The 21,406-nt window shown below is 74.5% G+C and carries 25 protein-coding genes; 17 read left to right on the forward strand and 8 right to left on the reverse strand.

From position 1 onward, the window contains the following. Positions 1 to 59 precede the first annotated feature (59 nt). From ACQZ2A_RS07525 to ACQZ2A_RS07545, 5 genes are read left to right on the forward strand one after another with little or no spacing between them, the layout of a single operon-like run. The gene (locus tag ACQZ2A_RS07525; RefSeq protein WP_430209038.1) at positions 60 to 1,460 is read left to right on the forward strand and encodes an ammonium transporter; all 1,401 of its coding nucleotides are present in this window, start codon (positions 60 to 62) and stop codon (positions 1,458 to 1,460) included. Beyond that, positions 1,460 to 1,798 carry a P-II family nitrogen regulator gene (locus tag ACQZ2A_RS07530; RefSeq protein ID WP_430209041.1) on the forward strand — a complete coding sequence of 113 codons (339 nt, stop codon included), beginning with the start codon at positions 1,460 to 1,462 and terminating at the stop codon, positions 1,796 to 1,798. The genes ACQZ2A_RS07525 and ACQZ2A_RS07530 overlap by 1 nt, the downstream gene beginning before the upstream one ends. A 3-nt stretch (positions 1,799 to 1,801) precedes the next feature. After that, positions 1,802 to 4,201, forward strand: coding sequence for a [protein-PII] uridylyltransferase (locus ACQZ2A_RS07535; protein WP_430209044.1), 2,400 nt, complete (start codon positions 1,802 to 1,804; stop codon positions 4,199 to 4,201). Positions 4,202 to 4,231: 30 nt separating this feature from the next. Next, complete coding sequence (gene ffh, locus ACQZ2A_RS07540; RefSeq protein WP_430209045.1) at positions 4,232 to 5,824, forward strand: signal recognition particle protein; 1,593 nt, start codon at positions 4,232 to 4,234, stop codon at positions 5,822 to 5,824. Further along, the gene (locus ACQZ2A_RS07545; protein ID WP_430209048.1) at positions 5,821 to 6,642 is read left to right on the forward strand and encodes an alpha/beta fold hydrolase; all 822 of its coding nucleotides are present in this window, start codon (positions 5,821 to 5,823) and stop codon (positions 6,640 to 6,642) included. The genes ffh and ACQZ2A_RS07545 overlap by 4 nt, the downstream gene beginning before the upstream one ends. Here ACQZ2A_RS07545 and ACQZ2A_RS07550 read toward each other — a convergent pair. Both ACQZ2A_RS07550 and ACQZ2A_RS07555 read right to left on the reverse strand, forming a co-directional pair. Then, the gene (locus tag ACQZ2A_RS07550) at positions 6,639 to 7,916 is read right to left on the reverse strand and encodes an MFS transporter (RefSeq protein WP_430209050.1); all 1,278 of its coding nucleotides are present in this window, start codon (positions 7,914 to 7,916) and stop codon (positions 6,639 to 6,641) included. The two genes, ACQZ2A_RS07545 and ACQZ2A_RS07550, sit on opposite strands and share 4 nt — an antisense overlap. Beyond that, the gene (locus tag ACQZ2A_RS07555) at positions 7,909 to 8,484 is read right to left on the reverse strand and encodes a helix-turn-helix domain-containing protein (RefSeq protein ID WP_430209053.1); all 576 of its coding nucleotides are present in this window, start codon (positions 8,482 to 8,484) and stop codon (positions 7,909 to 7,911) included. Before ACQZ2A_RS07555 ends, ACQZ2A_RS07550 begins: the two co-directional genes overlap by 8 nt. 85 nt (positions 8,485 to 8,569) lie before the next feature. Here ACQZ2A_RS07555 and ACQZ2A_RS07560 point away from each other — a divergent pair, with 85 nt between their 5' ends. Further along, positions 8,570 to 9,655, forward strand: coding sequence for an amidohydrolase family protein (locus ACQZ2A_RS07560; RefSeq protein ID WP_430209055.1), 1,086 nt, complete (start codon positions 8,570 to 8,572; stop codon positions 9,653 to 9,655). A 69-nt stretch (positions 9,656 to 9,724) separates the two neighbouring features. Here ACQZ2A_RS07560 and ACQZ2A_RS07565 read toward each other — a convergent pair whose 3' ends face one another. Next, positions 9,725 to 10,663 carry a sulfite exporter TauE/SafE family protein gene (locus ACQZ2A_RS07565; protein WP_430209057.1) on the reverse strand — a complete coding sequence of 313 codons (939 nt, stop codon included), beginning with the start codon at positions 10,661 to 10,663 and terminating at the stop codon, positions 9,725 to 9,727. 124 nt (positions 10,664 to 10,787) lie between these two features. Here ACQZ2A_RS07565 and ACQZ2A_RS07570 point away from each other — a divergent pair, with 124 nt between their 5' ends. Then, on the forward strand, positions 10,788 to 11,249 hold the full coding sequence (locus ACQZ2A_RS07570; protein ID WP_430209059.1) for an RrF2 family transcriptional regulator: 462 nt from the start codon (positions 10,788 to 10,790) through the stop codon (positions 11,247 to 11,249). A 19-nt stretch (positions 11,250 to 11,268) separates the two neighbouring features. Here ACQZ2A_RS07570 and ACQZ2A_RS07575 read toward each other — a convergent pair whose 3' ends face one another. From ACQZ2A_RS07575 to ACQZ2A_RS07585, 3 genes are read right to left on the reverse strand one after another with little or no spacing between them, the layout of a single operon-like run. Then, entirely contained in the window at positions 11,269 to 11,718 is a 450-nt protein-coding gene (locus ACQZ2A_RS07575) for a hypothetical protein (protein ID WP_430209060.1), read from the reverse strand. Continuing rightward, positions 11,715 to 12,419 carry a maleylpyruvate isomerase family mycothiol-dependent enzyme gene (locus ACQZ2A_RS07580; RefSeq protein WP_430209062.1) on the reverse strand — a complete coding sequence of 235 codons (705 nt, stop codon included), beginning with the start codon at positions 12,417 to 12,419 and terminating at the stop codon, positions 11,715 to 11,717. Before ACQZ2A_RS07580 ends, ACQZ2A_RS07575 begins: the two co-directional genes overlap by 4 nt. An 11-nt stretch (positions 12,420 to 12,430) precedes the next feature. Continuing rightward, positions 12,431 to 13,057, reverse strand: coding sequence for a DsbA family protein (locus tag ACQZ2A_RS07585; RefSeq protein ID WP_430209064.1), 627 nt, complete (start codon positions 13,055 to 13,057; stop codon positions 12,431 to 12,433). Positions 13,058 to 13,132: 75 nt separating this feature from the next. Between ACQZ2A_RS07585 and ACQZ2A_RS07590 the strand changes: the two genes are divergently transcribed. The 5 genes from ACQZ2A_RS07590 (at position 13,133) to trmD (ending at position 16,360) form a co-directional block, all read left to right on the forward strand. Next, positions 13,133 to 13,567, forward strand: coding sequence for a MarR family winged helix-turn-helix transcriptional regulator (locus ACQZ2A_RS07590; protein WP_430209067.1), 435 nt, complete (start codon positions 13,133 to 13,135; stop codon positions 13,565 to 13,567). 182 nt (positions 13,568 to 13,749) lie between these two features. Beyond that, positions 13,750 to 14,283 carry a 30S ribosomal protein S16 gene (rpsP, locus tag ACQZ2A_RS07595; RefSeq protein WP_430209070.1) on the forward strand — a complete coding sequence of 178 codons (534 nt, stop codon included), beginning with the start codon at positions 13,750 to 13,752 and terminating at the stop codon, positions 14,281 to 14,283. Between the two features lie 2 nt (positions 14,284 to 14,285). Next, the gene (locus ACQZ2A_RS07600; protein WP_430209072.1) at positions 14,286 to 14,528 is read left to right on the forward strand and encodes an RNA-binding protein; all 243 of its coding nucleotides are present in this window, start codon (positions 14,286 to 14,288) and stop codon (positions 14,526 to 14,528) included. Positions 14,529 to 14,604: 76 nt separating this feature from the next. Beyond that, complete coding sequence (rimM, locus tag ACQZ2A_RS07605; protein ID WP_430209075.1) at positions 14,605 to 15,138, forward strand: ribosome maturation factor RimM; 534 nt, start codon at positions 14,605 to 14,607, stop codon at positions 15,136 to 15,138. A 4-nt stretch (positions 15,139 to 15,142) separates the two neighbouring features. Beyond that, a complete protein-coding gene (trmD, locus tag ACQZ2A_RS07610; RefSeq protein WP_430209078.1) occupies positions 15,143 to 16,360 on the forward strand; it encodes a tRNA (guanosine(37)-N1)-methyltransferase TrmD in 1,218 nt (405 codons plus the stop codon). Between the two features lie 3 nt (positions 16,361 to 16,363). Here the strand turns inward: trmD and ACQZ2A_RS07615 are convergent, their stop codons facing one another. Continuing rightward, on the reverse strand, positions 16,364 to 17,122 hold the full coding sequence (locus ACQZ2A_RS07615) for an ABC transporter permease (protein ID WP_430209080.1): 759 nt from the start codon (positions 17,120 to 17,122) through the stop codon (positions 16,364 to 16,366). A gap of 227 nt (positions 17,123 to 17,349) precedes the next feature. Here ACQZ2A_RS07615 and rplS point away from each other — a divergent pair, with 227 nt between their 5' ends. From rplS to ACQZ2A_RS07640, 5 genes are read left to right on the forward strand one after another with little or no spacing between them, the layout of a single operon-like run. Beyond that, complete coding sequence (gene rplS / locus ACQZ2A_RS07620) at positions 17,350 to 17,709, forward strand: 50S ribosomal protein L19 (RefSeq protein WP_430209082.1); 360 nt, start codon at positions 17,350 to 17,352, stop codon at positions 17,707 to 17,709. 56 nt (positions 17,710 to 17,765) lie between these two features. After that, complete coding sequence (locus ACQZ2A_RS07625; RefSeq protein ID WP_430209084.1) at positions 17,766 to 18,143, forward strand: S26 family signal peptidase; 378 nt, start codon at positions 17,766 to 17,768, stop codon at positions 18,141 to 18,143. Continuing rightward, a complete protein-coding gene (lepB, locus tag ACQZ2A_RS07630; protein WP_430209086.1) occupies positions 18,140 to 18,901 on the forward strand; it encodes a signal peptidase I in 762 nt (253 codons plus the stop codon). The genes ACQZ2A_RS07625 and lepB overlap by 4 nt, the downstream gene beginning before the upstream one ends. Further along, positions 18,898 to 19,656 carry a ribonuclease HII gene (locus tag ACQZ2A_RS07635; RefSeq protein WP_430209088.1) on the forward strand — a complete coding sequence of 253 codons (759 nt, stop codon included), beginning with the start codon at positions 18,898 to 18,900 and terminating at the stop codon, positions 19,654 to 19,656. The genes lepB and ACQZ2A_RS07635 overlap by 4 nt, the downstream gene beginning before the upstream one ends. Beyond that, positions 19,653 to 19,967, forward strand: a complete 315-nt coding sequence (locus tag ACQZ2A_RS07640; RefSeq protein ID WP_430209089.1) for a DUF2469 domain-containing protein — start codon at positions 19,653 to 19,655, stop codon at positions 19,965 to 19,967. The genes ACQZ2A_RS07635 and ACQZ2A_RS07640 overlap by 4 nt, the downstream gene beginning before the upstream one ends. Before the next feature lie 41 nt (positions 19,968 to 20,008). Here ACQZ2A_RS07640 and ACQZ2A_RS07645 read toward each other — a convergent pair whose 3' ends face one another. After that, positions 20,009 to 21,391, reverse strand: a complete 1,383-nt coding sequence (locus ACQZ2A_RS07645; RefSeq protein ID WP_430209091.1) for an NAD-dependent succinate-semialdehyde dehydrogenase — start codon at positions 21,389 to 21,391, stop codon at positions 20,009 to 20,011. Positions 21,392 to 21,406: the final 15 nt, after the last annotated feature.

Below are 21,406 nucleotides of genomic sequence, written 5' to 3' on the forward strand. Positions count from 1 at the left end.
AACACCGGCGTAACACGACACGGCGGGGGGCGAAACCCGGGCCCCCGACAGTGGTGGCCATGAGCCAGACACTGCTCCCCATGGCGGAGGCTGCCGAGACGGTCGACTACGCGTCGACCGGCTTCCTCATCCTCTGCGCGTCCCTCGTCCTCCTCATGACCACCCCGGGCCTGGCGCTGTTCTACGGCGGCCTGACCCGGTCCAAGTCGGTCCTCAACATGATGATGATGTCCTTCGGCTCCATGGGGGTCGTCGGCATCGTCTACGTCCTCTGGGGCTACTCGATGAGCTTCGGCTCCGAGAACGTGGCGGGCATCATCGCCAACCCCTTCGAGAAGTTCGGCCTCGCCGGCACCGACGGGATCGTCAACCCGTTCGGCTACGAGGGCTACGGCAACATCCCCGAGCTGGCCTTCGTCGGGTTCCAGCTGACCTTCGCCGTCATCACCGTCGCCCTGATCAGCGGCGCGGTGGCCGACCGCGTGAAGTTCTCCACCTGGATGGTCTTCGCCGCCCTGTGGGTCACGTTCTCCTACTTCCCGATCGCGCACATGGTGTGGGGCGGTGGCCTGCTCTCGGGCGCCGAGACCAGCCTCTCCGCGCTCGTCTTCGGCACCACCGACGGCGCGGCCACCGTGGCTCCCATCGACTTCGCCGGTGGCACGGTCGTCCACATCAACGCCGGTATGGCGGGCCTGGTCCTGGCCCTCGTCGTCGGCACCCGGGTCGGCTTCGGCAAGGTGCCGATGCGCCCGCACAACGTGCCGCTCGTGATGATCGGCGCCGGCCTCCTGTGGTTCGGCTGGTTCGGGTTCAACGCGGGCTCCGAGCTCGCCGCGGACGGCACCGCCGCCCTCGTGTGGGTCAACACCACCGTCGCCACGTGCGCCGCGATGCTCGGCTGGCTGCTCCTGGAGAAGCTGCGCGACGGCCACGCCACGTCGGTGGGTGCCGCGTCCGGTGTCGTCGCCGGCCTGGTCGCCATCACCCCGGCGTGCGGTGCGCTCTCGCCGCTCGGCTCGATCGTCCTCGGTCTCGTCGCCGGTGCGCTCGCCGCCTACGCGGTCGGCCTCAAGTACAAGCTCGGCTTCGACGACTCGCTCGACGTCGTCGGCGTCCACCTCGTCGCCGGCCTCTGGGGCACCATCGGTGCCGGCCTGCTCGCCACGAGCGGTGGCCTGTTCTACGGTGACGGCGTCCAGCAGACCGTCGTCCAGGTCCTCGTCGCCCTCGCCTCGCTCCTCGTCTCCGGTGTCGTCACGCTCGTCATCGCCCTGCTCCTCAAGGTGACGATGGGCTGGCGGATCCCCGAGGACGTCGAGGTGGCCGGCATCGACCAGGCCGAGCACGCCGAGTCCGCCTACGAGCTCGCCACCCGCGGCGGCCGCCTCGGCGGGGGCACCCCCGCCCCCAGCGCCGCCCGCAGCACCGAGAGCCTCGACCTCGAAGGAGCCAAGTGATGAAGCTCGTCACCGCGATCATCAAGCCGCACCAGCTCGACGAGGTGAAGGAGGCCCTCGAGGCCTTCGGCATCCAGGGCATGACCATCAGCGAGGCCCAGGGCTACGGCCGGCAGCGCGGGCACAGCGAGGTCTACCGCGGCGCGGAGTACACCGTGGACTTCGTCCCGAAGACCCGACTCGAGGTCCTCGTCGACGACATGGACGCCCACTCGGTCGTCGACGTCGTCCTCAAGGCCGCGCAGACCGGTCGCATCGGTGACGGGAAGGTCTGGGTGACCCCCGTCGAGGAGGTCGCCCGGGTCCGCACCGGGGAGCGTGGGGTCGAGGCGATCTGAGCGATGGCCACCTCCTCGAGCGACATCGGCTCCCGGAGGCTCGACCTGGCCGGCACCCGCGACTTCCACGTCGCCGGTGCCGGCCGGTCGCGCCGGGCGGCCCTGTCGGCCTTCAACCGTGACTGGCTCGCCGAGGTCTGGCGGTCGGCGACCGGCGGGGCCCGCATCGAGGGGGTGGCCCTCGCGGCCGTCGGGAGCCTGGGCCGCGGTGACGCCGGCCCGCTCTCCGACTACGACCTCGTCCTCCTGCACTCCGAGCGCTCCCTGCCCACCAAGGAGCTGACCGCGCTGGCGGACCGCATCTGGTACCCGATCTGGGACGCCGGGGTCCGCCTCGACCACAGCGTCCGCACGGTCACCCAGTGCCGCCAGGTGGCGGCGAACGACCTCACCGCCGCCGTCGGGCTGCTCGACCTCGCGCCGGTCGCCGGTGACGAGGAGCTCGTCGCCGCGGCGCGCTCGACCGTCGCCCACGACTGGCGCGGCAACGCCCGCAAGCGGCTGCCGCAGCTCGTCGAGGCGCTCTCGGCCCGGCACACCCGCCAGGGCGACCTCGCGCAGTCCATCGAGCCCGAGCTCAAGGAGGCCCACGGCGGCCTGCGCGACATGACGGTGCTCACCGCCCTGGCCGAGGCCTGGCTGGCCGACCGCCCGCACGGCGGGGTGGACCGCGCCCACGAGCTGCTCCTCGACGTGCGCGACGCCGTGCACGTCGTCACCGGGCGCGGCCGGGACCGGCTCGGCCGCGAGGACCACGACGCCGTCGCGGCGCTGCTCGGCCACCCCGACGCCGACGACCTGCTGACCGCCGTCTCGGGCGCGGGCCGGCTCATCGCCTACGCCCTGGACGGCACCGTCCGCCGGGCGGGGCAGAGCCAGCGGGCACGCGCGCTGCGGGTCGGCCCGCGCCGCCCGCAGATGACCCCGCTCGGCCACGGGATGTTCGCCAGCGACGGCGAGGTCGTCCTCGGGTCGGCCCGCCTCGCCGAGAGCGACGACACGATGGCCCTGCGCGCGGCGGTCGTCGCCGCGCGGGCCGGGCTGCCGATCGCGCCGACGACGCTGGAGAACCTCGCGGCCGCCGTCCCGCCGCTGCCGACGCCGTGGCCGGCCCAGGCACGCGACCTGCTCGGCGACCTGCTCGCCTCCGGGCCCGGGCTGGTGACGGTGTGGGAGGGCCTGGACCAGGTCGGCATCGTGGAGCAGTGGCTGCCCGAGTGGGCGGCGGTGCGCTCGCGGCCCCAGCGCAACGCGGTGCACCGGCACACGGTGGACCGCCACCTCGTGGAGACCGTCGTGCGGGCCGCCGGGCTCGTGCGCCGCACCTCGCGCCCGGACCTCCTGCTCGTCGGCGCGGTGCTCCACGACATCGGCAAGGTCCGCGGCGCGCACGACCACTCGGTGACCGGCGCCGAGACCGCCCGCACCGTCGCCACCCGCTGGGGCTTCGCGCCGCACGACGTCAGCGTCCTCGAGACGCTGGTGCGCGAGCACCTGACCGTCATCGAGCTCGCCACGCGGCGCGACCACCAGGACCCGGCGACCGTCGACGCGGCGGTGGCCGCGGTCGACGGGGACCGTGAGGTCTTCGAGCTCCTCGTCGCGCTCACCGAGGCCGACGCCTCGGCCGCCGGGCCGCTGGCCTGGACCGACTGGCGCGCCACGCTGCTCGAGCAGCTGGCGGCCGCCGTGCGGGTCCGGCTGGACGCTCCGCGGCCGGTGCCCGGAGCGCCGCCCGCGCCCGCCGCGGAGACCGACGACCACGGGCTGCGGCCCGAGGTGGCGGCGACCGTGCGCGCCGGCGAGCCGCAGGTGCACGTCGTGTCCGGTGGCGGCTCGCACCGCCTGGACATCGTCGACGTCGACCGGGTCGGGCTCTTCGCCGACACCGCCGGGCTGCTGGCGGCCGAGGGGCACACCGTGCGCACGGCCATCCTGCGGACCGTGGGCGACGTCGCGATCGACGAGTGGCACGTCGAGTCCCCGAGCGGCGCCGTGCCGGACCCCGAGCGCATCGTCCGCGGCCTGGCCCGGCTCGGTCGCGGTGACCGCGGGCCGCTGCAGACCCTCGACCGGCGCCGCGCGCACCTGGCGCGGCCGTCGGGGGAGTCCACGCTCGGGTCACCGGGCCAGGCGCGCGCGCTCGTCGTGCCGGGGGCGAGCACGGAGGCCACTGTCCTCGAGGTGCGGGCCCAGGACCGGCCGGGCCTGCTCCACGAGCTCGGGGCGGCCCTCGCCGGTGCCGGGGTGTCGGTGCGCTCGGCGCACATCGCGACCTACGCCGGCCAGACCCTCGACACCCTGTACCTCACGGGGGCCGACGGGCTCCCGCTGCCGCCGGCGCGCGTCGCGCAGGTCGTCAGCCTCGTGATCGACACCTGCGACGGCCTCGCCCCGTCCTGAGCGGTGCGCGCCAGTCGTTAGGCTGTCCCGGTGTTCAACTCCCTGTCCGACCGCCTGACCGAGACCTTCCGCAACCTGCGGACCAAGGGCCGCCTCAGCGAGTCCGACGTCAACAAGACCGTCCGCGACATCCGGCTCGCGCTGCTCGACGCCGACGTCTCGCTGCCGGTGGTGCGCACCTTCACGCAGAACGTGCGCGAGCGGGCGCTCGGGGCAGAGGTCAGCGAGGCGCTGAACCCGGCGCAGCAGGTCGTCAAGATCGTCAACGAGGAGCTCGTCGCCATCCTCGGCGGCGAGACGCGCGGCATCCGCTTCGCCAAGCAGCCGCCGACCGTCATCATGCTCGCCGGCCTCCAGGGCTCGGGCAAGACGACGCTGGCCGGCAAGCTGGCGTACTGGCTCAAGGAGCAGGGGCACACCCCGCTGCTCGTCGCGGCCGACCTGCAGCGCCCCAACGCGGTCACCCAGCTCGAGGTCGTCGGCCAGCGGGCCGGGGTGCCCGTCTTCGCGCCCGAGCGCGGCAACATCGCCGGGCACGACGTCGTCGGTGGGGACATCGAGGGCACCCGTTCGCACGGTGACCCGGTCACCGTCTCGCGCAACGGCATCGCCGAGGCCCGGGCCAGGCAGCACGACGTCGTCATCGTCGACACCGCCGGCCGCCTCGCCGTCGACGCCGACCTGATGCAGCAGGCCGGCGACATCCGGGCGGCGATCCAGCCCGACGAGGTCCTGTTCGTCATCGACGCGATGATCGGCCAGGCCGCCGTCGAGACCGCCGAGGCCTTCCTCGAGGGCACCGACTTCACCGGTGTCGTCCTCTCCAAGCTCGACGGCGACGCCCGCGGCGGTGCGGCCCTCTCGGTCGCGTCGGTCACCGGCCGGCCGATCATGTTCGCCTCGACCGGTGAGAACACCAAGGACTTCGAGGTCTTCCACCCCGACCGGATGGCCTCGCGCATCCTCGACATGGGTGACGTCCTCACCCTCATCGAGCAGGCCGAGAAGGCCTTCGACCGCACCCAGGCCGCCGAGATGGAGCGCAAGTTCCTCGCGGCCGAGGACTTCACCTTCGACGACTTCCTCCAGCAGATGGCGGCCATCAAGAAGATGGGCTCGCTGAAGTCGATCCTCGGGATGATGCCGGGCATGGGCCAGATGAAGGCCCAGCTCGACGCCTTCGACGAGCGCGAGTTCGACCGGGTCGAGGCGATGGTGCGCTCGATGACGCCGTTCGAGCGCAACCACCCCAAGCAGATCAACGGCTCGCGCCGCGCCCGCATCGCCAAGGGCTCGGGTGTCTCGACCTCCGAGGTCAACCAGCTGCTCGAGCGCTTCGGCGAGGCGCAGAAGATGATGAAGCAGATGGCCAAGGGCGGGATGCCCGGTATGCCGGGGATGGGTGCCGGGCCGGGCAAGCGCGGCAAGCAGCAGGCGCCGCAGCGCAAGAAGTCCAAGTCCGGCAACCCGGCCAAGCGCGCGGCCGAGGAGCGGGCGGCGGCGCAGAAGGCGTCCGAGCGGCCCGCCACCGGCGCGAGCTTCGGCACGGCGCCGGGCGCCGACCCCGCCGACTTCGACCCCTCCCAGCTGCCGAAGGGCTTCGAGAAGTTCCTGGGGAAGTGAGCGAGCCGGCGCCGGCGGGGCTCAACACCCTGTCGGTCGGCACGGACGGTCCGCGGGTCGCCTTCCTCCACGGGCTCTTCGGCCAGGGCCGCAACTGGACCCAGATCGCCAAGGCGCTCGCGGGCCCGGACGGGACCGGCGCGCGCTGCCTGCTCGTCGACCTGCCCGACCACGGGCGCTCACCGTGGTCCGAGGAGTTCTCGTTCGAGGGGTACGCCGAGGCCGTGGCCGCGACCCTGGCCGCCACGGCGCCGGGGGAGCAGTGGGTCGTCGTCGGGCACAGCCTCGGCGGCAAGGTCTCGATGGTCCTCGCCCTGACCCGCCCCGAGCTCCTCGCGAGTCTCGTCGTCGTCGACATCGCGCCGAAGGACTACGGCGACCTCGACCGGTTCCGCGGCTACATCGACGAGATGCTCGCCCTCCCGCTCGACGAGCTGACGAGCCGGGCCGACGCCGAGGCCCGCTTCCGCGAGCCCGACCCCGGGGTCAAGGCCTTCCTCCTCCAGAACCTGCGCCGCTCGGGCACCGACTGGTCGTGGCAGGCCAACCTCGCGCTCGTGGCGGCCGACGCCGCCCGGGGGAGCGACTCGGACATCGCCGGCTTCCCCGACCTCGCGGGCCGCTCGTGGGACGGGCCGGTCACCTGGGTCGCCGGCGGCAAGTCCGACTACGTGCGCGACGCCGACGTCGCCGACATGCGGCGGCTCTTCCCGCGCGCCCGGCTCGTCACCGTCAAGGGCGCCGCGCACTGGGTGCACACCGACGCCCCGGCCGTGGTCGTCGAGACCCTGCGCCGCGTCGTCCGCGCCCTCGGCTAGCCGGCCTGCGGGTCGGGCACGTCGTCGAGGGTGCGGACGCGCAGCACCGGGCTGCCCACGAGCCAGCCGACCGACAGCGCGGCCGTGACCGACCCGACGGCGATGGCCGGCCCGGTGCCCACCAGCCCGGCCAGGACGCCCCCGAGGGCGGCGCCGAGCGGGCGCACCCCGTAGTTGACCGTCGTGAACGCCCCCTGCACCCGGGCGCGCACGGCATCGGGGATGGCCGCGACCATCACGGCGTTGACGTTGACGTCGAAGAGCATCACCCCGAACCCGGTCACCGCCTCGACGGCCGCGAGGACCGAGGCCTTGGCGAGGACGGAGCCCCCGGCGAGGACGAGGGCGGCGGTCGGCAGGGTGAAGAGGAGCGCCCCGACGACGGCCGTGGGGCCGATGCCGATGCGGCGGGCCACCCGCCCGGCGACGACCGCCCCCAGCAGCCCGCCGGACGCCCCGACCCCGAGCGCGAGGCCGATGGTGCCCGCCGACAGGCCGAGCTCACGGCTGGCGAAGACGACGAGCAGGGCCTGCACGACGAACGTGAAGAGGTTGATCCACGACACGCAGCGGAGCATCGGCGCGAGGAACGGGTCGCGCCAGACGTGCCGCATCCCGTCGACGACCCGCTGCCGCACCGACGAGCCGTCGTCCGGTGCGGGGTCGCGGTCGGGGACGTCGGCGGTGCGCAGCAGCGACGCGGACGCGAGGAACGAGAGCCCGTCGACGACGAGGGCGTACGGCGCGGTGAGCAGCTGGACGAGGCCGCCGCCGAGCGCGGGCCCGGCGATGAAGGAGCCGGAGCGCGTCGCGGCGAAGAGCCCGTTGGCCTCGACGTAGCGCGCCCGGGGGACCAGCGCGACGAAGAACGGCTGCCAGGCCGACCGGAAGAGCGTCGACCACGCCCCGAGCAGCAGCGCGACGGCGAGCAGGTGGGCGAAGGTCAGCCGTCCCAGCACCGCGGCGAGCGGCACGGTGAGGACGACGACGGCGCGGGCGAGGTCGGCGACGACGAGCAGCGCCCTCGGGCGCGGGCGCCGGTCCACCCAGGTGCCGACGAGCAGTGCGAGCAGGTTGGGCAGCCACACCACGGCCGTCAGCAGGGCGACCCGGGAGGCGCTCTCGTCGAGGACGGTGACCGCGACGAGCGGGACCGCCAGCTCCGAGACGCGGTCGCCGAGCTCGGAGACGGTCTGGGCGCCCCACGCCGTGGCGAACCGCCGCCCGCGCCAGAGGGGTCGCGGCGGTGCGGGGGCGGTCGCGGGCTCAGGCATCGTCGCCGTCGGGGAGGACGTGCCGGAGCAGGCGGACGCTGCGGGCGCGCTCGGGTACCGAGGCCGGGTCGTCCTTGCGCAGGACGTAGGGCGCCAGCAGGTCCTCCCACGCGGCGTCGAGGGCGAGCAGCTCCTCGCGGGTGACGAGCACGCGGGTGCTCGAGCGGCCGGCGAGCTCGAGCCACTCACGGGGCAGGGTCGGCTCGACGTCGCGGTGCCAGTCGCCGACGACGTCGCCGTCGACCTCCTCCATGACCGCCTGGAGCGCCTGCCCGGCCTCGAGCGCGCCGGGGCCCTCGGCGGTCAGCCGGTAGCCGCGGCTCACCGCCTCCCACCAGCGCTCGCGCCCGGACCCGTGCCCCGCGGCGTCGCGCACCATGCCGTGCTCGGCGAGGTGGCGCAGGTGCCAGCTCGTGACCGAGGGCGTGGCGCCGACGAGCGGGGAGAGGCGGGTGGCGGTGGAGGGTCCACCCCGCTGCAGCTCGCCGAGGATGCGCACGCGCACCGGGTGGGCGAGGGCGCGCATGCCCCGGGCGTCGAGCTCGAGGTCGCCGTACGGGTTGGCCATCGGGGCCTCCTCCCTGATCTGAGAGGACCGTATCGAGAGAGTTCTCTCACGTCAACGGTCCGGGCGCGGTGGATAGGGTCGGCGCATGGCATCGGTGCTGCACCTTACGGGTCCCGTCCTCGTCGGCCGCGCGGAGGAGGTGCCCGAGGCCTGGGTGCTGGGCAGCACCCTCACCTTCACCCGGCCGGTCGGCGACCACGACGTCACGACCCTGTCCGGATGGGTGCTCCCAGGGCTCGTCGACGCGCACTGCCACGTCGGCCTCGTCGCGACCGGGGCCACCGACGCCGCGACGGCCGAGGCGCAGGCCACGACCGACCGCGACGCCGGCACCCTGCTCATCCGCGACGCCGGCTCGCCCAGCGACACCCGGTGGGTCGACGACCGAGAGGACCTGCCGCGGATCATCCGGGCCGGTCGGCACATCGCCCGCACGCGCCGGTACATCCGGAACTTCGCGTGGGAGGTCGAGCCGGAGGACCTCGTCGAGCGGGTCCGGCTCGAGGCCCGGGCCGGCGACGGCTGGGTCAAGCTCGTCGGCGACTGGATCGACCGCGACGCCGGCGACCTCACCCCGTGCTGGCCGGCCGACGTGCTGGCGCAGGCCGTCGCCGCCGCCCACGAGGAGGGCGCCCGGGTGACTGCGCACTGCTTCGGCGAGCAGAGCCTGCACGACTTCGCCGCCGCCGGCACGGACTGCATCGAGCACGCGACCGGCCTGGTGCCGGAGAGCATCGAGGCCTTCGCCCGGCAGGGCATCGCGATCGTCCCGACGCTGGTCAACATCGACACCTTCCCGCAGATCGCCGGGCCGGCCCGCGAGAAGTTCCCCGAGTACCACCGGCACATGCTCGACCTGCACGCCCGGCGGTACGAGACGGTCGCCGCCGCGCGGGAGGCCGGGGTCCCCGTGTACGTCGGGACCGACGCCGGGGGCTCGCTGCCGCACGGGCTCGTGGGGGAGGAGGTCGAGCGGCTCACCCGCTGCGGGTTCTCCGCGGTGGACGCACTCGACGCCGCGACGTGGGGTGCGCGGGCCTGGCTCGGGCGGCCGGCGCTCGCGGAGGGCGAGCCGGCCGACCTCGTCGTGTACGCAGCGGACCCGCGCGAGGACGTGTCGGTGCTCGGCCACCCGAGCGCGATCGTGCTGCGCGGCAACCTGATCGGCTGAACACGCGACGACGCGCCGGGGGCTCCGCAGGGGAGGAGCCGTCCGGCGCGTCGCCGTGGTGACCCGTGGTCAGGCGGACACGGAGGGCCCCCCGGTGCGGGCCTGCCCCTCCTCGAGGTCCGCGAGCTCGGCGTCGATGGCCGACTGCTCGGCCCGGTGGGCGCGCAGCGACCAGCCGACCGCAGCGGCCCAGACGAGGTAGAGCACCGCGTAGACGACCCAGCGGGTGCCCTCGGACGCGTCGACCCAGTCGCTCTTGAGGATGGTGCGGCTGTTGGTCAGGACGATGATGCCGCCGACCGCCGAGCCGAGCACGCGCGGCGGGACGTGCCGCACGAGCCACGCCGCGATGGGCGCCGCGATGAGGCCACCGAGGAGCAGCGCACCGACCCAGGTGAAGTCGATGTCCTCGGACCCGAGGGCAAGGAGGAAGCCGATGCTCGCGGCGACCGAGACGAGGAACTCGCTCGTGTCGATCGAGCCGACGACCTTGCGCGGCTCGAGCCGCCCGCTCGCGAGGATGGCCGGTGTGCCGACCGGGCCCCAGCCGCCTCCGCCCGTGGAGTCGACGAAGCCGGCGACGAGCCCGAGCGGGGCGAGGAAGCGGCTGCGCAGCGGGTGGCCGAGGCGGTCGCGACGCAGGCCCTTGACCGTGAAGCGGACGAGGACGTAGGCGCCGAGGGCGAGGAGGATGAGGGACATCAGCGGCGCCGCGACGGAGGTGTCGAGGCTGGAGAGGAAGGTCGCGCCGGCGAAGGCGCCGACCGCACCGGGGATGCCGATGCGCAGGACGACCTTCCAGTCGACGTTGCCGAACTTCCAGTGCGAGGCACCCGAGGCCAGCGTGGTGCCGATCTCGGCGAGGTGGACGGTGGCCGAGGCCGCCGCCGGGTTGGTGCCGATGGCCAGGAGCAGCGTCGTCGACGTCACCCCGTAGGCCATTCCGAGAGAGCCGTCGACGAGCTGGGCACCCAGACCGACGAGGGCGAGGAGAACGAGACGCCGCACGGCGACCCCCTGCGAGTAGATGAAACCTAGCGGACAACTAGGAAATATAGGGATAAGGCGGGATGCCGCGCAAGGCCCTCCGAGCGCCGGTCCGCCCCTCGGGACGCGGTGGCAGGATGGCGGTGTGGACATCTCCGCCCGCGCCGACTACGCCGTGCGCGCGCTCCTCGTGCTCGCCGAGGACGCCGGCGACGGTGCCGCGCACCCCGCGGACGAGCTGGCCCGGCGGGCCGGCGTCCCCGGCAAGTTCCTCGAGGCGATCCTCGGCGAGCTCCGCCGCGCGGGGTACGTCACGAGCCGGCGGGGCAGCGGCGGCGGCTACCGGCTCGCGCGAGACCCCGAGGAGATCACGCTCGGGGAGGTGCTGCGGACCCTCGACGGTCCGCTCGCCGAGGTCCGTGGCCAGCGGCCGCACGAGACGCACTACGACGGGGCGGCCGAGCACCTCGCCACCGTCTGGGTCGCCGCGCGGGCCGCACTGCGCGAGGTCCTCGACGAGACCACCCTGGCCGCCGTCCTGCGCGGCGAGCTGCCCGCGCACGTCCGCGAGCGCGCCGCAGCCCCCGGGGCCTGGCAGAGCCGCTGACCGAGGCCGGGACCGTCGGTCAGCCCTGGTCGGCCGCCGCGTACTCGTCGAGGGTCGGTGCCCACTGCCGCTGGATCATCCGGTGCAGGGGCGTGCGGTGCACGGCCAGGAGGACGAGGCGCTGGCGTCGGACGTCGGTCGAGGTCCACTCGGCGCGCAGCCGGCTGCCGCCGCCCGGGTCGGGTGTGGCCCGGACCCAGCCGTCCCCGCCGCCGCCGTAGCTCGTCTCGGTGAACACCCAGCGCACGACGTCGGGGTCGGACCAGTCGTAGCGGCAGACGACCCAGACCGGTGAACGCCGGCTGCTCTCGCGCGCCTCGGCCCAGTCGGGGCCCAGGCTCCGCAGCTCGTAGGTGGCGGGGTCGAGGGTGCGGTGCCACGTCCTCGGGCGCCGGTCGGAGAAGTCGGTGAAGGCGCGGCGCACCTGCTCGGGGGTCGCCGTCGTCCGCAGGTCGATGTGCACGGTCATCCTCCGGATGGGCGAATCGGCCTGTGGCCCAGCCGTTCTCGCAACACGTCCGCGCCCGGGCCGCTCAGCCGGTCCAGGCCCGCGGGCCGCCCGGTGATCAGGAGGAGGATCGCGCCGACGGGACCGACGACCTCGGGCCCCTCGCCGCGGATCCAGTCGGCGTCGGTGGCGCACAGGCAGTACCCGTCGAGCGGCAGGCGGCGGTTGACGCTCGCCAGCCACGACCGGCGCGTCGCCCAGCGCCGGGTGGCCGCGACCGCGCTCGGCCCGGGCCGCATCTCGAGCGGGAGGCCGAGCGGCACCGCGACGTCCTGGCCGTGGACGAGCGCGTCGGTGAGGGTCTCCAGCGGCGTGACGAACGCGTTGTGCCGGCGGGTGCCGATGCCGGCCCGGATGCGCCGGACGACCTCGTCGGGCGTCAGCTCGCCGGCCACGATGGTCGCCGACTCGCGGATCGTCCCGTTCAGGCCGGGGTGGCGCCACATCCGCGGGTGCCGGCCGACGAAGCCCAGGAGGTCGCCGAGGCTCTGCTCCTGGAGGGTCAGGTGGGCCGCGACGTGGCGCACCGTCCATCCCTCGCAGAGGGAGGGGTGGTCCCATTGCGCGGGCGTGAGGCCCTCGAGGAGGTCGGCGGACCGGGTGCGCTGGTCGTCGATCCCCTCCCAGAGGGCGTCGAGCTCGGTGGCGGTCATCGCGGCCATGGGGTCCTCCGTCAGGTCAGCGCCGGGGGGCGCGTCCGGGTGCGCTTCAGCTCGTAGAACTCGGGGCGGCGGGTCACGAGGCGCAGGCCCTCGAACAGCTCGACCGCGTCCTCGCCGCGCGGGACGCCGTCGAGCACGGGGCCGTGGAACCCGGCGCCGTCGACGGCCGTGACGGGCGTGCCGACGTCGCCGCCCGCGAGGGCGAGCCCGGCGTCGTGGCTGGCGCGCAGGGCCTCGTCGGCCGAGCCGTCGTCCATCGCGTCGACGAGGTCCGCCGGCAGGCCGACGCGGGGGAGGGCGACCTCGAGGGCGGCGCGGTACTCGGCGGCCGAGGGGCGCCGCCACACGTCGAAGACCACCTCGCCGAAGGCCGTGTAGAGGTCCCCGAGCACCTCCTCGCCGCAGCGCGCGGCGGCCGCGGCGGCGACCCGGGCCGGACCCCGCGACTCCTCGACGCTGCGGCGGTACCAGTCCTCCACGTCGGTCCGGTGCTCGTTGAGGAGGTAGAGGCTCATCACGTGGTGGTGCACCGTGACCGGCCGTAGGGCGCGGACCTCGTGCAGCCAGCGCGACGCCGTCCAGGAGTACGGACACACCGGGTCGAACCACAGGTCGACGACCACGTCCTCCGTCGGCACGGCGCACCTCCCGGCTACATTGGTCCCATCGACGAACCAATATAGTCCTATCGACGAACCATGTGAAGAGGGCCGATGGCCGACGAGCTGCCGACCAGCCTGCTGATGTTCATCGCCTCCCGGGCGGCGATCGCCCGCGTCCTCGAGGCCGTGCACGCCGCCGGCCACGACGACGTCACGCTCGCCCAGGCGCGCCTGCTCATGGGCATCGACCCGGGCGGCACGCGGGTGAGCGTGCTCGCCGACCGCGCCCAGGTCGCCAAGCAGACCGCCACCGCGCTCGTCGACAAGCTCGAGCACGCCGGCTACGTCGAGCGGGTCCGTGACCCGGAGGACGGGCGGGCCCGCCTCGTCCGGCTCACCGGCCGTGCCGACGCCCTCGTCCCCGTCGCCCGGGCCGAGGAGGCACGCATCGAGCAGGAGTGGGCGCAGCACCTCGGGCCGGCGCGGATGGCCCGCCTGCGCGACGCGCTCGAGGCGCTGCGCGAGGTCACCGACCCCTACCGCTGAGCCGCGGGGGCATCCGGCCCGATTCGTCCGGGTCGTGGCCGGTCTGGCAGAATCGAGCGCTGTACCCGTCCGGGACCACCCCTCGTGGAGACCGGACCGGACGCCTACACACCGAGATGTCGGCTCCCCGCGCGTTCCGTGCGCGGTCTCGCCGCGCTCACAACAGCACAGGAGACCACACCGTGGCCGTCAAGATCCGCCTCAAGCGCATGGGCAAGATCCGCGCTCCGTACTACCGCGTCGTCGTCATGGACTCCCGCACCAAGCGGGACGGCCGGGCGATCGAGGAGATCGGCAAGTACCACCCCACCGAGGAGCCCTCGGTCATCCAGATCGACAGCGAGCGTGCGCTCTACTGGCTCGGCAACGGCGCGCAGCCGACCGAGGCCGTCGCCGCCCTCCTGAAGATCACCGGCGACTGGCAGAAGTTCAAGGGCGAGCCCGGCACCGAGGGCACCCTGCGCGTCGCCGAGCCGAAGACGTCCAAGAAGGACCTCTACGAAGCTGCCCTGGCCGCCGCGGGCAAGGCCGACGCCGACGGCTCGGCCGCGACCACGCCGCGCAAGAAGGCCGCCAAGAAGGTCGAGGAGGCCCCCGCTGCCGAGGCCGAGGCTCCCGTCGCCGCCGACACCGACTCCGGTGCGGCCGCCGCCGAGAGCACCGACGCGGACGCCGACGCCGCCCCGGCCCCCGCCTCCGGCGGGGACAAGGCCTGACCGTGCTCGAGGAGGCTCTCGAGCACCTCGTCACCGGGATCGTCGACCACAAGGACGAGGTCCAGGTCCGGCGCAAGGAGCTGCGACGCGGCGAGATCCTCGAGGTGCGCGTGCACCCCGAGGACCTCGGGCGCGTCATCGGCCGCTCCGGCCGCACGGCCAGCGCGCTGCGCACCGTCCTCGGTGCGCTCGCCGGTGGCCGCCAGGTCCGCATCGACATCGTCGACACCGACCGGGTCCGCTGACCCGCACCGCATCCGACGGCGGGGCCCCCACTCACGGGGTGCCCCGCCGTCGGCGATTTCCCGAGAGGATGACCGCGTGAGCCAGCCCACCGTCATCGCCCGCATCGGCAAGCCGCACGGCCTGCGCGGCGAGGTCACCGTCCAGCTGCACACCGACGAGCCGGAGCGCCGGCTGGCGGTCGGCGCGGTCCTGGACACCGAGGCCACGTCGGGCTCCGGCGTCCCCCGCGCGCTCACCGTGCGCTCGACCCGCGTGCACCGCGGCATCTGGCTCGTCGGCTTCGAGGAGGTGCCCGACCGCACGGGCGCCGAGGGACTGCGCGGCACGCGGCTGGTCATCGAGGCCGAGGACGCGGGCCCCGCCGAGGACGACGAGGACACCTTCTCCGAGGAGCAGCTCGTCGGGCTCGCCGTGCACGACCCGGACGGGGAGCGGCTCGGGGAGGTTGTCGGGCTCGTGCTCGGGCCGCAGGACCGCCTGGCCGTGCGCCTGACCGACGGTCGCGAGGGCGAGGTGCCGTTCGTCGCCGCGCTCGTCCCGGAGGTCGACGTCGCCGGGGGCCGCGTCGTCGTGCGCCTGCCGGACGGCCTCTTCGACCTCGAGGGCTGAGACCGTGCGCCTCGACGTCGTCTCGATCTTCCCCGAGTACCTCGCGCCGCTCGACCTCTCGCTCATCGGCAAGGCCCGCCGCGACGGCCTGCTCGACCTGCACGTCCACGACCTGCGCGACTCCACCACCGACCGCCACCGCACCGTCGACGACAGCCCGTTCGGTGGCGGCGCCGGGATGGTCATGAAGCCCGAGCCCTGGGCGGCCGCGCTCGACGCCGTCGTGGCCGCCGGCCCGGTCGGCGGCGCCGCGGTGCCCCACCTGCTCGTCCCCGGTCCGGGGGGAGTCCCGTTCACGCAGGCGATGGCCCACGCGCTGGCCGCCGAGCCGTGGCTCGCCTTCGCCTGCGGGCGCTACGAGGGGCTCGACGAGCGTGTCTACGAGCACGCCGCCGAGCGGATGCCGGTCACCGTCGTCTCGCTCGGCGACTACGTGCTCAACGGCGGCGAGGTCGCCGTGCTCGCGATGGTCGAGGCGGTCGGCCGGCTGCTGCCGGGCGTGGTCGGCAACGCCGAGTCGCTCGTCGAGGAGTCGCACGAGGGCGGGCTGCTCGAGTACCCCGTCTACACGCGGCCGGCGGTGTGGGAGGACGGCGGGACGACCCGCGAGGTCCCGCCCGTGCTGCTCTCGGGCGACCACGCGGCCATCGCCCGCTGGCGGCACGAGCAGCGGGTGGCCCGCACCGCGGCCCGCCGCCCGGACCTCGCCGCGGCTGCGGCCACGGTCACCGGCCTCGACGACCTCGACGTGCGGGTGGCCGTCCCCGCCGACGCCCCCGAGCTCCTCGTCCTCCAGCGCGCCTGCTGGATGCAGGAGGGCCGGGTCTCCGGCGAGTGGGGCATCCCGCCGCTCGACGAGACGCTCGACGACGTCGCCCGCGGCCTGGGGGAGTGGACCACCTGGGTGGTGCGCGTGCCCTCGGACGACGGCACGGGTCGGCTCGTGGGCTCCGTGCGCGGGCGGCTGCGCCCCGGCGACGACGCGGTCTGGGAGAGCGGACGCCTGATGGTGGCCCCCGACCTCCAGGGCCGTGGTCTGGGCCGGGCGCTCCTCGAGCTCGCGGAAGCGGCTGTGCCGCAGTCGGTCTCGATGTTCTGGATCAACACCGGCATGGTCAGCGACGGGAACATCCGCCGCTACAAGCGGGCCGGGTACCGGCTCGTGCCCGGCGAGGGCTCGTTCCCGGGCTCGGTCGACCTCACCAAGCGCCGCCGCTCCTGAGGCTCAGGGCCGCAGCGAGGCCCGCAGGTCGTCGGGCAGCAGCAGGGCCCGCCCGATGAGCCGCTCGGCCACCACGGCGGTGGTCGTCTGCGCGGCCATGATGCCCACGAGGACGAGCACCTGCGCGGCCGCCGCCTGGGCCGGCGTGCCGCCCCCGAGGAGCACCCCGATGAACGCGCCCGGCAGCGTGACGACACCGGCCGTCCGCACCTGGTCCAGGCCCGGGACGAGGGCCTCGGGCACCCGCCGGTGCACGACCTCGGCGACGGCCTGGGCGCGGGTCAGCCCGAGCGAGAGCGCGGCCTCGTACTGGCCGTGCTCCTCGCGCAGCGCCGCGAACGCCCGGCGGCAGGTGAGGGTGTGCCCGTTCATCGTGTTGCCGGCGATGATGCCGACGACGGGCACGAGCGCGAGGCCGGTCGGTGGCACGGTGCGCGTGGCGAGCACGACGACGACCACCGGCAGCAGGCCGGCGAGCATCGCCACCGTCGCCCACGGCCACGCCGAGCGGGCCTCGACGCGGCGCACGGTCGTGACGACGGCGATCGTGAACATCACGCAGAGCAGCAGGACCGAGAGGGCGAGCGAGCGGACCACGGCGGTGATGACCAGCGCCGCCACGCCGAGCTGGCCGATGGCGCGCGCCATCGCGAGCACCGGCGACGCGGGCCGCGGCAGCCGGCCGACGACGTACATCGCGACGGTGACCGCGAGGAGGAGCAGGACGGCCAGGGCGACGGGCAGGCCGGGGTCGATCGTCACGGCCGCAGCCTAGGGCCGGGCACCCACCCGCCGATTTCTCGGGGCCCGGCCCCCTCTGGCAGACTGGGGCGCTGCGTCACGCCACGAACGGCCCCCGCCACAGGGGGAGTGCCCCGGACCCCGGTCCGACCCGGGCATGAGGCCCGGCAGGACGCCACGCACCACCACCCGAGCAGTACCCGAGAACCGCGGATGACCTGTGGCAGCCCGCGAGAAATGGAACCACCATGCAGCGTTTCGACGAGATCGACCGCGCCTCGCTCAAGGCCGACATCCCCGCGTTCCGCGCCGGCGACACGGTCAACGTCCACGTCAAGGTCGTCGAGGGCACGCGCTCGCGCATCCAGGTCTTCAAGGGCGTCGTCATCCGTCGCCACGGTGGTGGCGTCGGCGAGACCTTCACGGTCCGCAAGGTCTCCTTCGGGGTCGGCGTCGAGCGCACCTTCCCGCTCCACACCCCGATCATCGACCACATCGAGGTCGTCACCCGCGGTGACGTCCGCCGCGCCAAGCTGTACTACCTGCGCGACCTGCGCGGCAAGGCCGCCAAGATCCGCGAGAAGCGCGACACCCCGGTCAAGGCCTGAGAGCCGTCCCGGACACCCGGGGGCAGCACCCAGCACGGGGGACTACCCTCGACGGAGTGAGTGCCTCCACCGCCACCGACCCGGTGCCCGCCCCCGTGGCGGCCGCCGGGTCGTGGCGTCCCGGGCTGCTCGTCGTCCTCGTCGTGGGGGTCCTCGCGGCGGCGCTCGTGCGGGGGTTCCTCGTCGAGTCCTACCACGTCCCGTCGGCCGCCCAGGCGCCGACCCTCGAGCCAGGAGACCGTGTGCTGGTCCTCAAGACCGACCGACGCGCCGAGGCCGGTGACCTCGCCCTCGTCGAGGACGACGGCGCGCTGCGGGTGCTCCCCTCGACCGAGGTCGCGGGTGCTGGCACGGACGTCGTGGGCACGCTCGTCTGGCGGTTCTGGCCGCTGGACCGTCTCGGTCCGGTGACGAGCGCCGGGGCCGCCTCGTGAGCGCCCCCGAGCGCACCCGCGACGACGGTGACACCGAGGGCGCCCCGCGTCCCGCCGGGCGCTCCGCTGCCGGCGTCGTCATCGGGGCCGTCAAGGAGGTCGCCCTCGTCCTCGTGATGGCGATGGTCCTCTCCTTCGTCGTCAAGACCTGGCTGCTCCAGGCCTTCTACATCCCGTCCGGCTCGATGGAGGACACCCTCCTGGTCGGCGACCGCGTCGTCGTCTCGAAGCTGACGCCCGGCCCCTTCGACCTCAAGCGCGGCGACGTCGTCGTGTTCGAGGACCCGGGCGGCTGGCTCGGCGACGTCCCGCCGGTCGAGCGGACCGGCCCCACGGGCGCCGTCCACGACGCGCTCGTCTTCGTCGGGCTGCTGCCGAGCGAGTCCGAGGACCACCTCATCAAGCGTGTCGTCGGCCTGCCCGGCGACCACGTCGTGTGCTGCGACGCCCAGCGCCGGCTGACCGTCAACGGTGCGCCGCTCGACGAGCCGTACCTCAAGCCCGGCGACCAGCCGAGCTCGGTGTCCTTCGACATCACGGTCCCCGCCGGCCGGGTGTGGGTCATGGGCGACCACCGCTCCGACAGCGAGGACTCCCGCTTCCACGACGACGCCGGCGACGGGCGCGACGGCTCGGTCCCGGTGGCGCGCATCACCGGCCGCGCGGTGGCGGTCGTCTGGCCCTTCTCGCGCCTCGGCTGGCTCTCCGACCACCCCGACACCTTCTCGGGCGTGCCCGCCCGACCGCCGGCGAAGTGAGCCCGGCACCGCGCACCAAGCGCCCGAGCCTGCGGGTCGAGCGCGCCCTCCAGCGCGACGGCCACCGGGTCCTCGCGGGGATGGACGAGGTCGGCCGCGGCGCGCTCGCCGGGCCCGTCACCGTGGGCGTCGTCGTCATCGACGAGACGTGCCGCACGGCGCCGCAGGGCGTCCGCGACTCCAAGCTGCTCCAGCCGCACGCCCGCGAGGCGATGGTGCCGCGCATCGAGCGCTGGGCCCTCTGCCACGCGGTGGGGCACGCGAGCGCCGCCGAGATCGACGACGTCGGCATCATCGCGGCGCTGCGGCTGGCCGGCACCCGGGCGCTCGCGGCCTGCGGGGTGCATCCCGACCTCGTCATCCTCGACGGCAACCACGACTGGCTCACCGCGCCCGAGGACGTCGGCCTGCTCGCGTTCGCGCACGAGTCGGCCGTCACCACCCCGCCGGTCACGACGATGGTCAAGGCCGACCTGAAGTGCTCGTCGGTGGCCGCGGCCTCGGTGCTGGCCAAGGTGACCCGCGACCGCCTGATGGTCCAGCTGGGCTCCGAGGAGGAGCACGCCGTCTACGACTGGGTCGGCAACAAGGGCTACGCGGCCCCCGAGCACATGGACGCCCTGCGCGTGCACGGCCCGTCGGTGTGGCACCGGCGGTCGTGGCGGCTACCGGGGACGATGCACGATGATGGGCCGGTGCCGCAGACCGTCCCGACCACCACCCTGACCGACCTGACGAGCGTGGGGGAGCGATGAACTCGGAGGACCTGGAGAAGTACGAGAGCGAGGCCGAGCTCGCGCTGTACCGCGAGTACCGGGACGTCGTCGGGCTGTTCAGCCACGTCGTCGAGACCGAGCGACGCTTCTACCTCTGCAACAGCGTCGACGTGTCGGTGCGGACCGACGGCGGCGAGGTCTTCTTCGACGTGACGATGCACGACGCCTGGGTCTGGGACATCTACCGGCCGGCGCGGTTCGCCAAGACGGTGCGCGTCGTGACGTTCAAGGACGTCAACGTCGAGGAGCTCGCGAAGTCCGAGCTCGAGCTGCCCAAGGGCGAGTTCTGAGCCGTTGAGGCCCGGCGCGGCGCGGCGCGGCTCGGCGCGGCTCAGCGGGCCCCGGGCTCGTAGACGAGCTTGGTGTTGAGGAACTCGCGGATGCCGAGCGGACCCAGCTCGCGCCCGGTGCCCGAGCGCTTGGTGCCGCCGAAGGGCAGGTCGGCCATCGAGCCCTGCATCGCGTTCACCCACACCATCCCGGTCTCGAGGCGGGCGGCGACGTCGGCCGTGGCGTCGGGGTCCGCGCCGAACACGGCTCCGCCGAGCCCGAACCCGGAGGCGTTGGCGCGCTCGACCGCCTCGTCGGCGTCGGCGACCCGGTGGACGACGGCGACCGGCCCGAAGAGCTCCTCGTCGTGGGCGCGCATCCCCTCGGTGACGCCGGTGAGGACGGTGGGCGTGACCCAGGCGCCCGGGCGGTCGGGGCGCTCGGCGCCGCCGACGACCGCGGTGGCGCCGTGGTCGAGGGCGTCGCGGACCTGCTCGACGAGCCGCTCGGCGGCCGCCTCCGAGGAGAGCGGGGCGAGGGTGGTCGCGGGGTCGCTGGGGTCGCCGGGGGAGAGGGTCGCGAGGGCGGCGGCGAACCGCTCGAGGAAGGCGTCGTGCACGGCGTCGACGACGAGGAAGCGCTTGGCCGCGTTGCACGCCTGGCCGCAGTTCTGCATCCGCGCGTTCACGGCGTGCTTGACGGTGCGCTCGAGGTCGGCGTCGTCGAGGACGATGAACGGGTCGGAGCCGCCGAGCTCGAGGACGACCTTCTTGAGGTGGCGGCCGGCCTCGGCGGCCACGGCCGAGCCGGCGCGCTCGCTGCCGGTGACCGAGACCCCGGCCACGCGCGGGTCGGCGACGACGGCGGCCACCTGCTCGTCGGTGGCGAGGAGCACCTCGTACGCGCCGTCGGGCAGGCCGGCATCGCGCCAGACCTCGGCCGCGGCCAGCGCCGACTCGGGGCACTGGGGCGCGGGCTTGACGACGACCGTGTTGCCGGCCACGAGGTTCGGCGCGGCGAGCCGGACCGCCTGGTAGTACGGGAAGTTCCACGGCATGACCCCGAGGAGCACGCCGATGGGCTCGTGACGCAGCACGGCGCGGCCGCCGCGGCGCGGGGCGAGCGGCTCGTCGTCGAGGAGGCCCGGGCCGTCCTCGGCGTAGTAGGTGCAGATGTCGGTGACGAGGCCCAGCTCGCCCTGCGCCTCCCGGGTGCGCTTGCCCATCTCCCGGGTGATGAGCGCGGCGAGGGCGTCGCGACGCTCGGCGAACAGCTCGCCGGCGCGGCGGACGACGGCGGCGCGCTCGGCGACCGGGGTGTCGCGCCAGGTGCGGGCGGCGGCGTGCGCGCGGGCGAGGGTGGCCTCGACGTCGGCGTCGGAGGCGGTCGGGTGCTCTGCGACCGGCTCGTTCGTGGCGGGGTCGACGACGCGGTACGCGGTCACGGCGGGCTCCTCGGG

It is taken from the genome of Phycicoccus avicenniae (assembly GCF_050496545.1).
Lineage (GTDB): Bacteria > Actinomycetota > Actinomycetes > Actinomycetales > Dermatophilaceae > Phycicoccus > Phycicoccus avicenniae_A.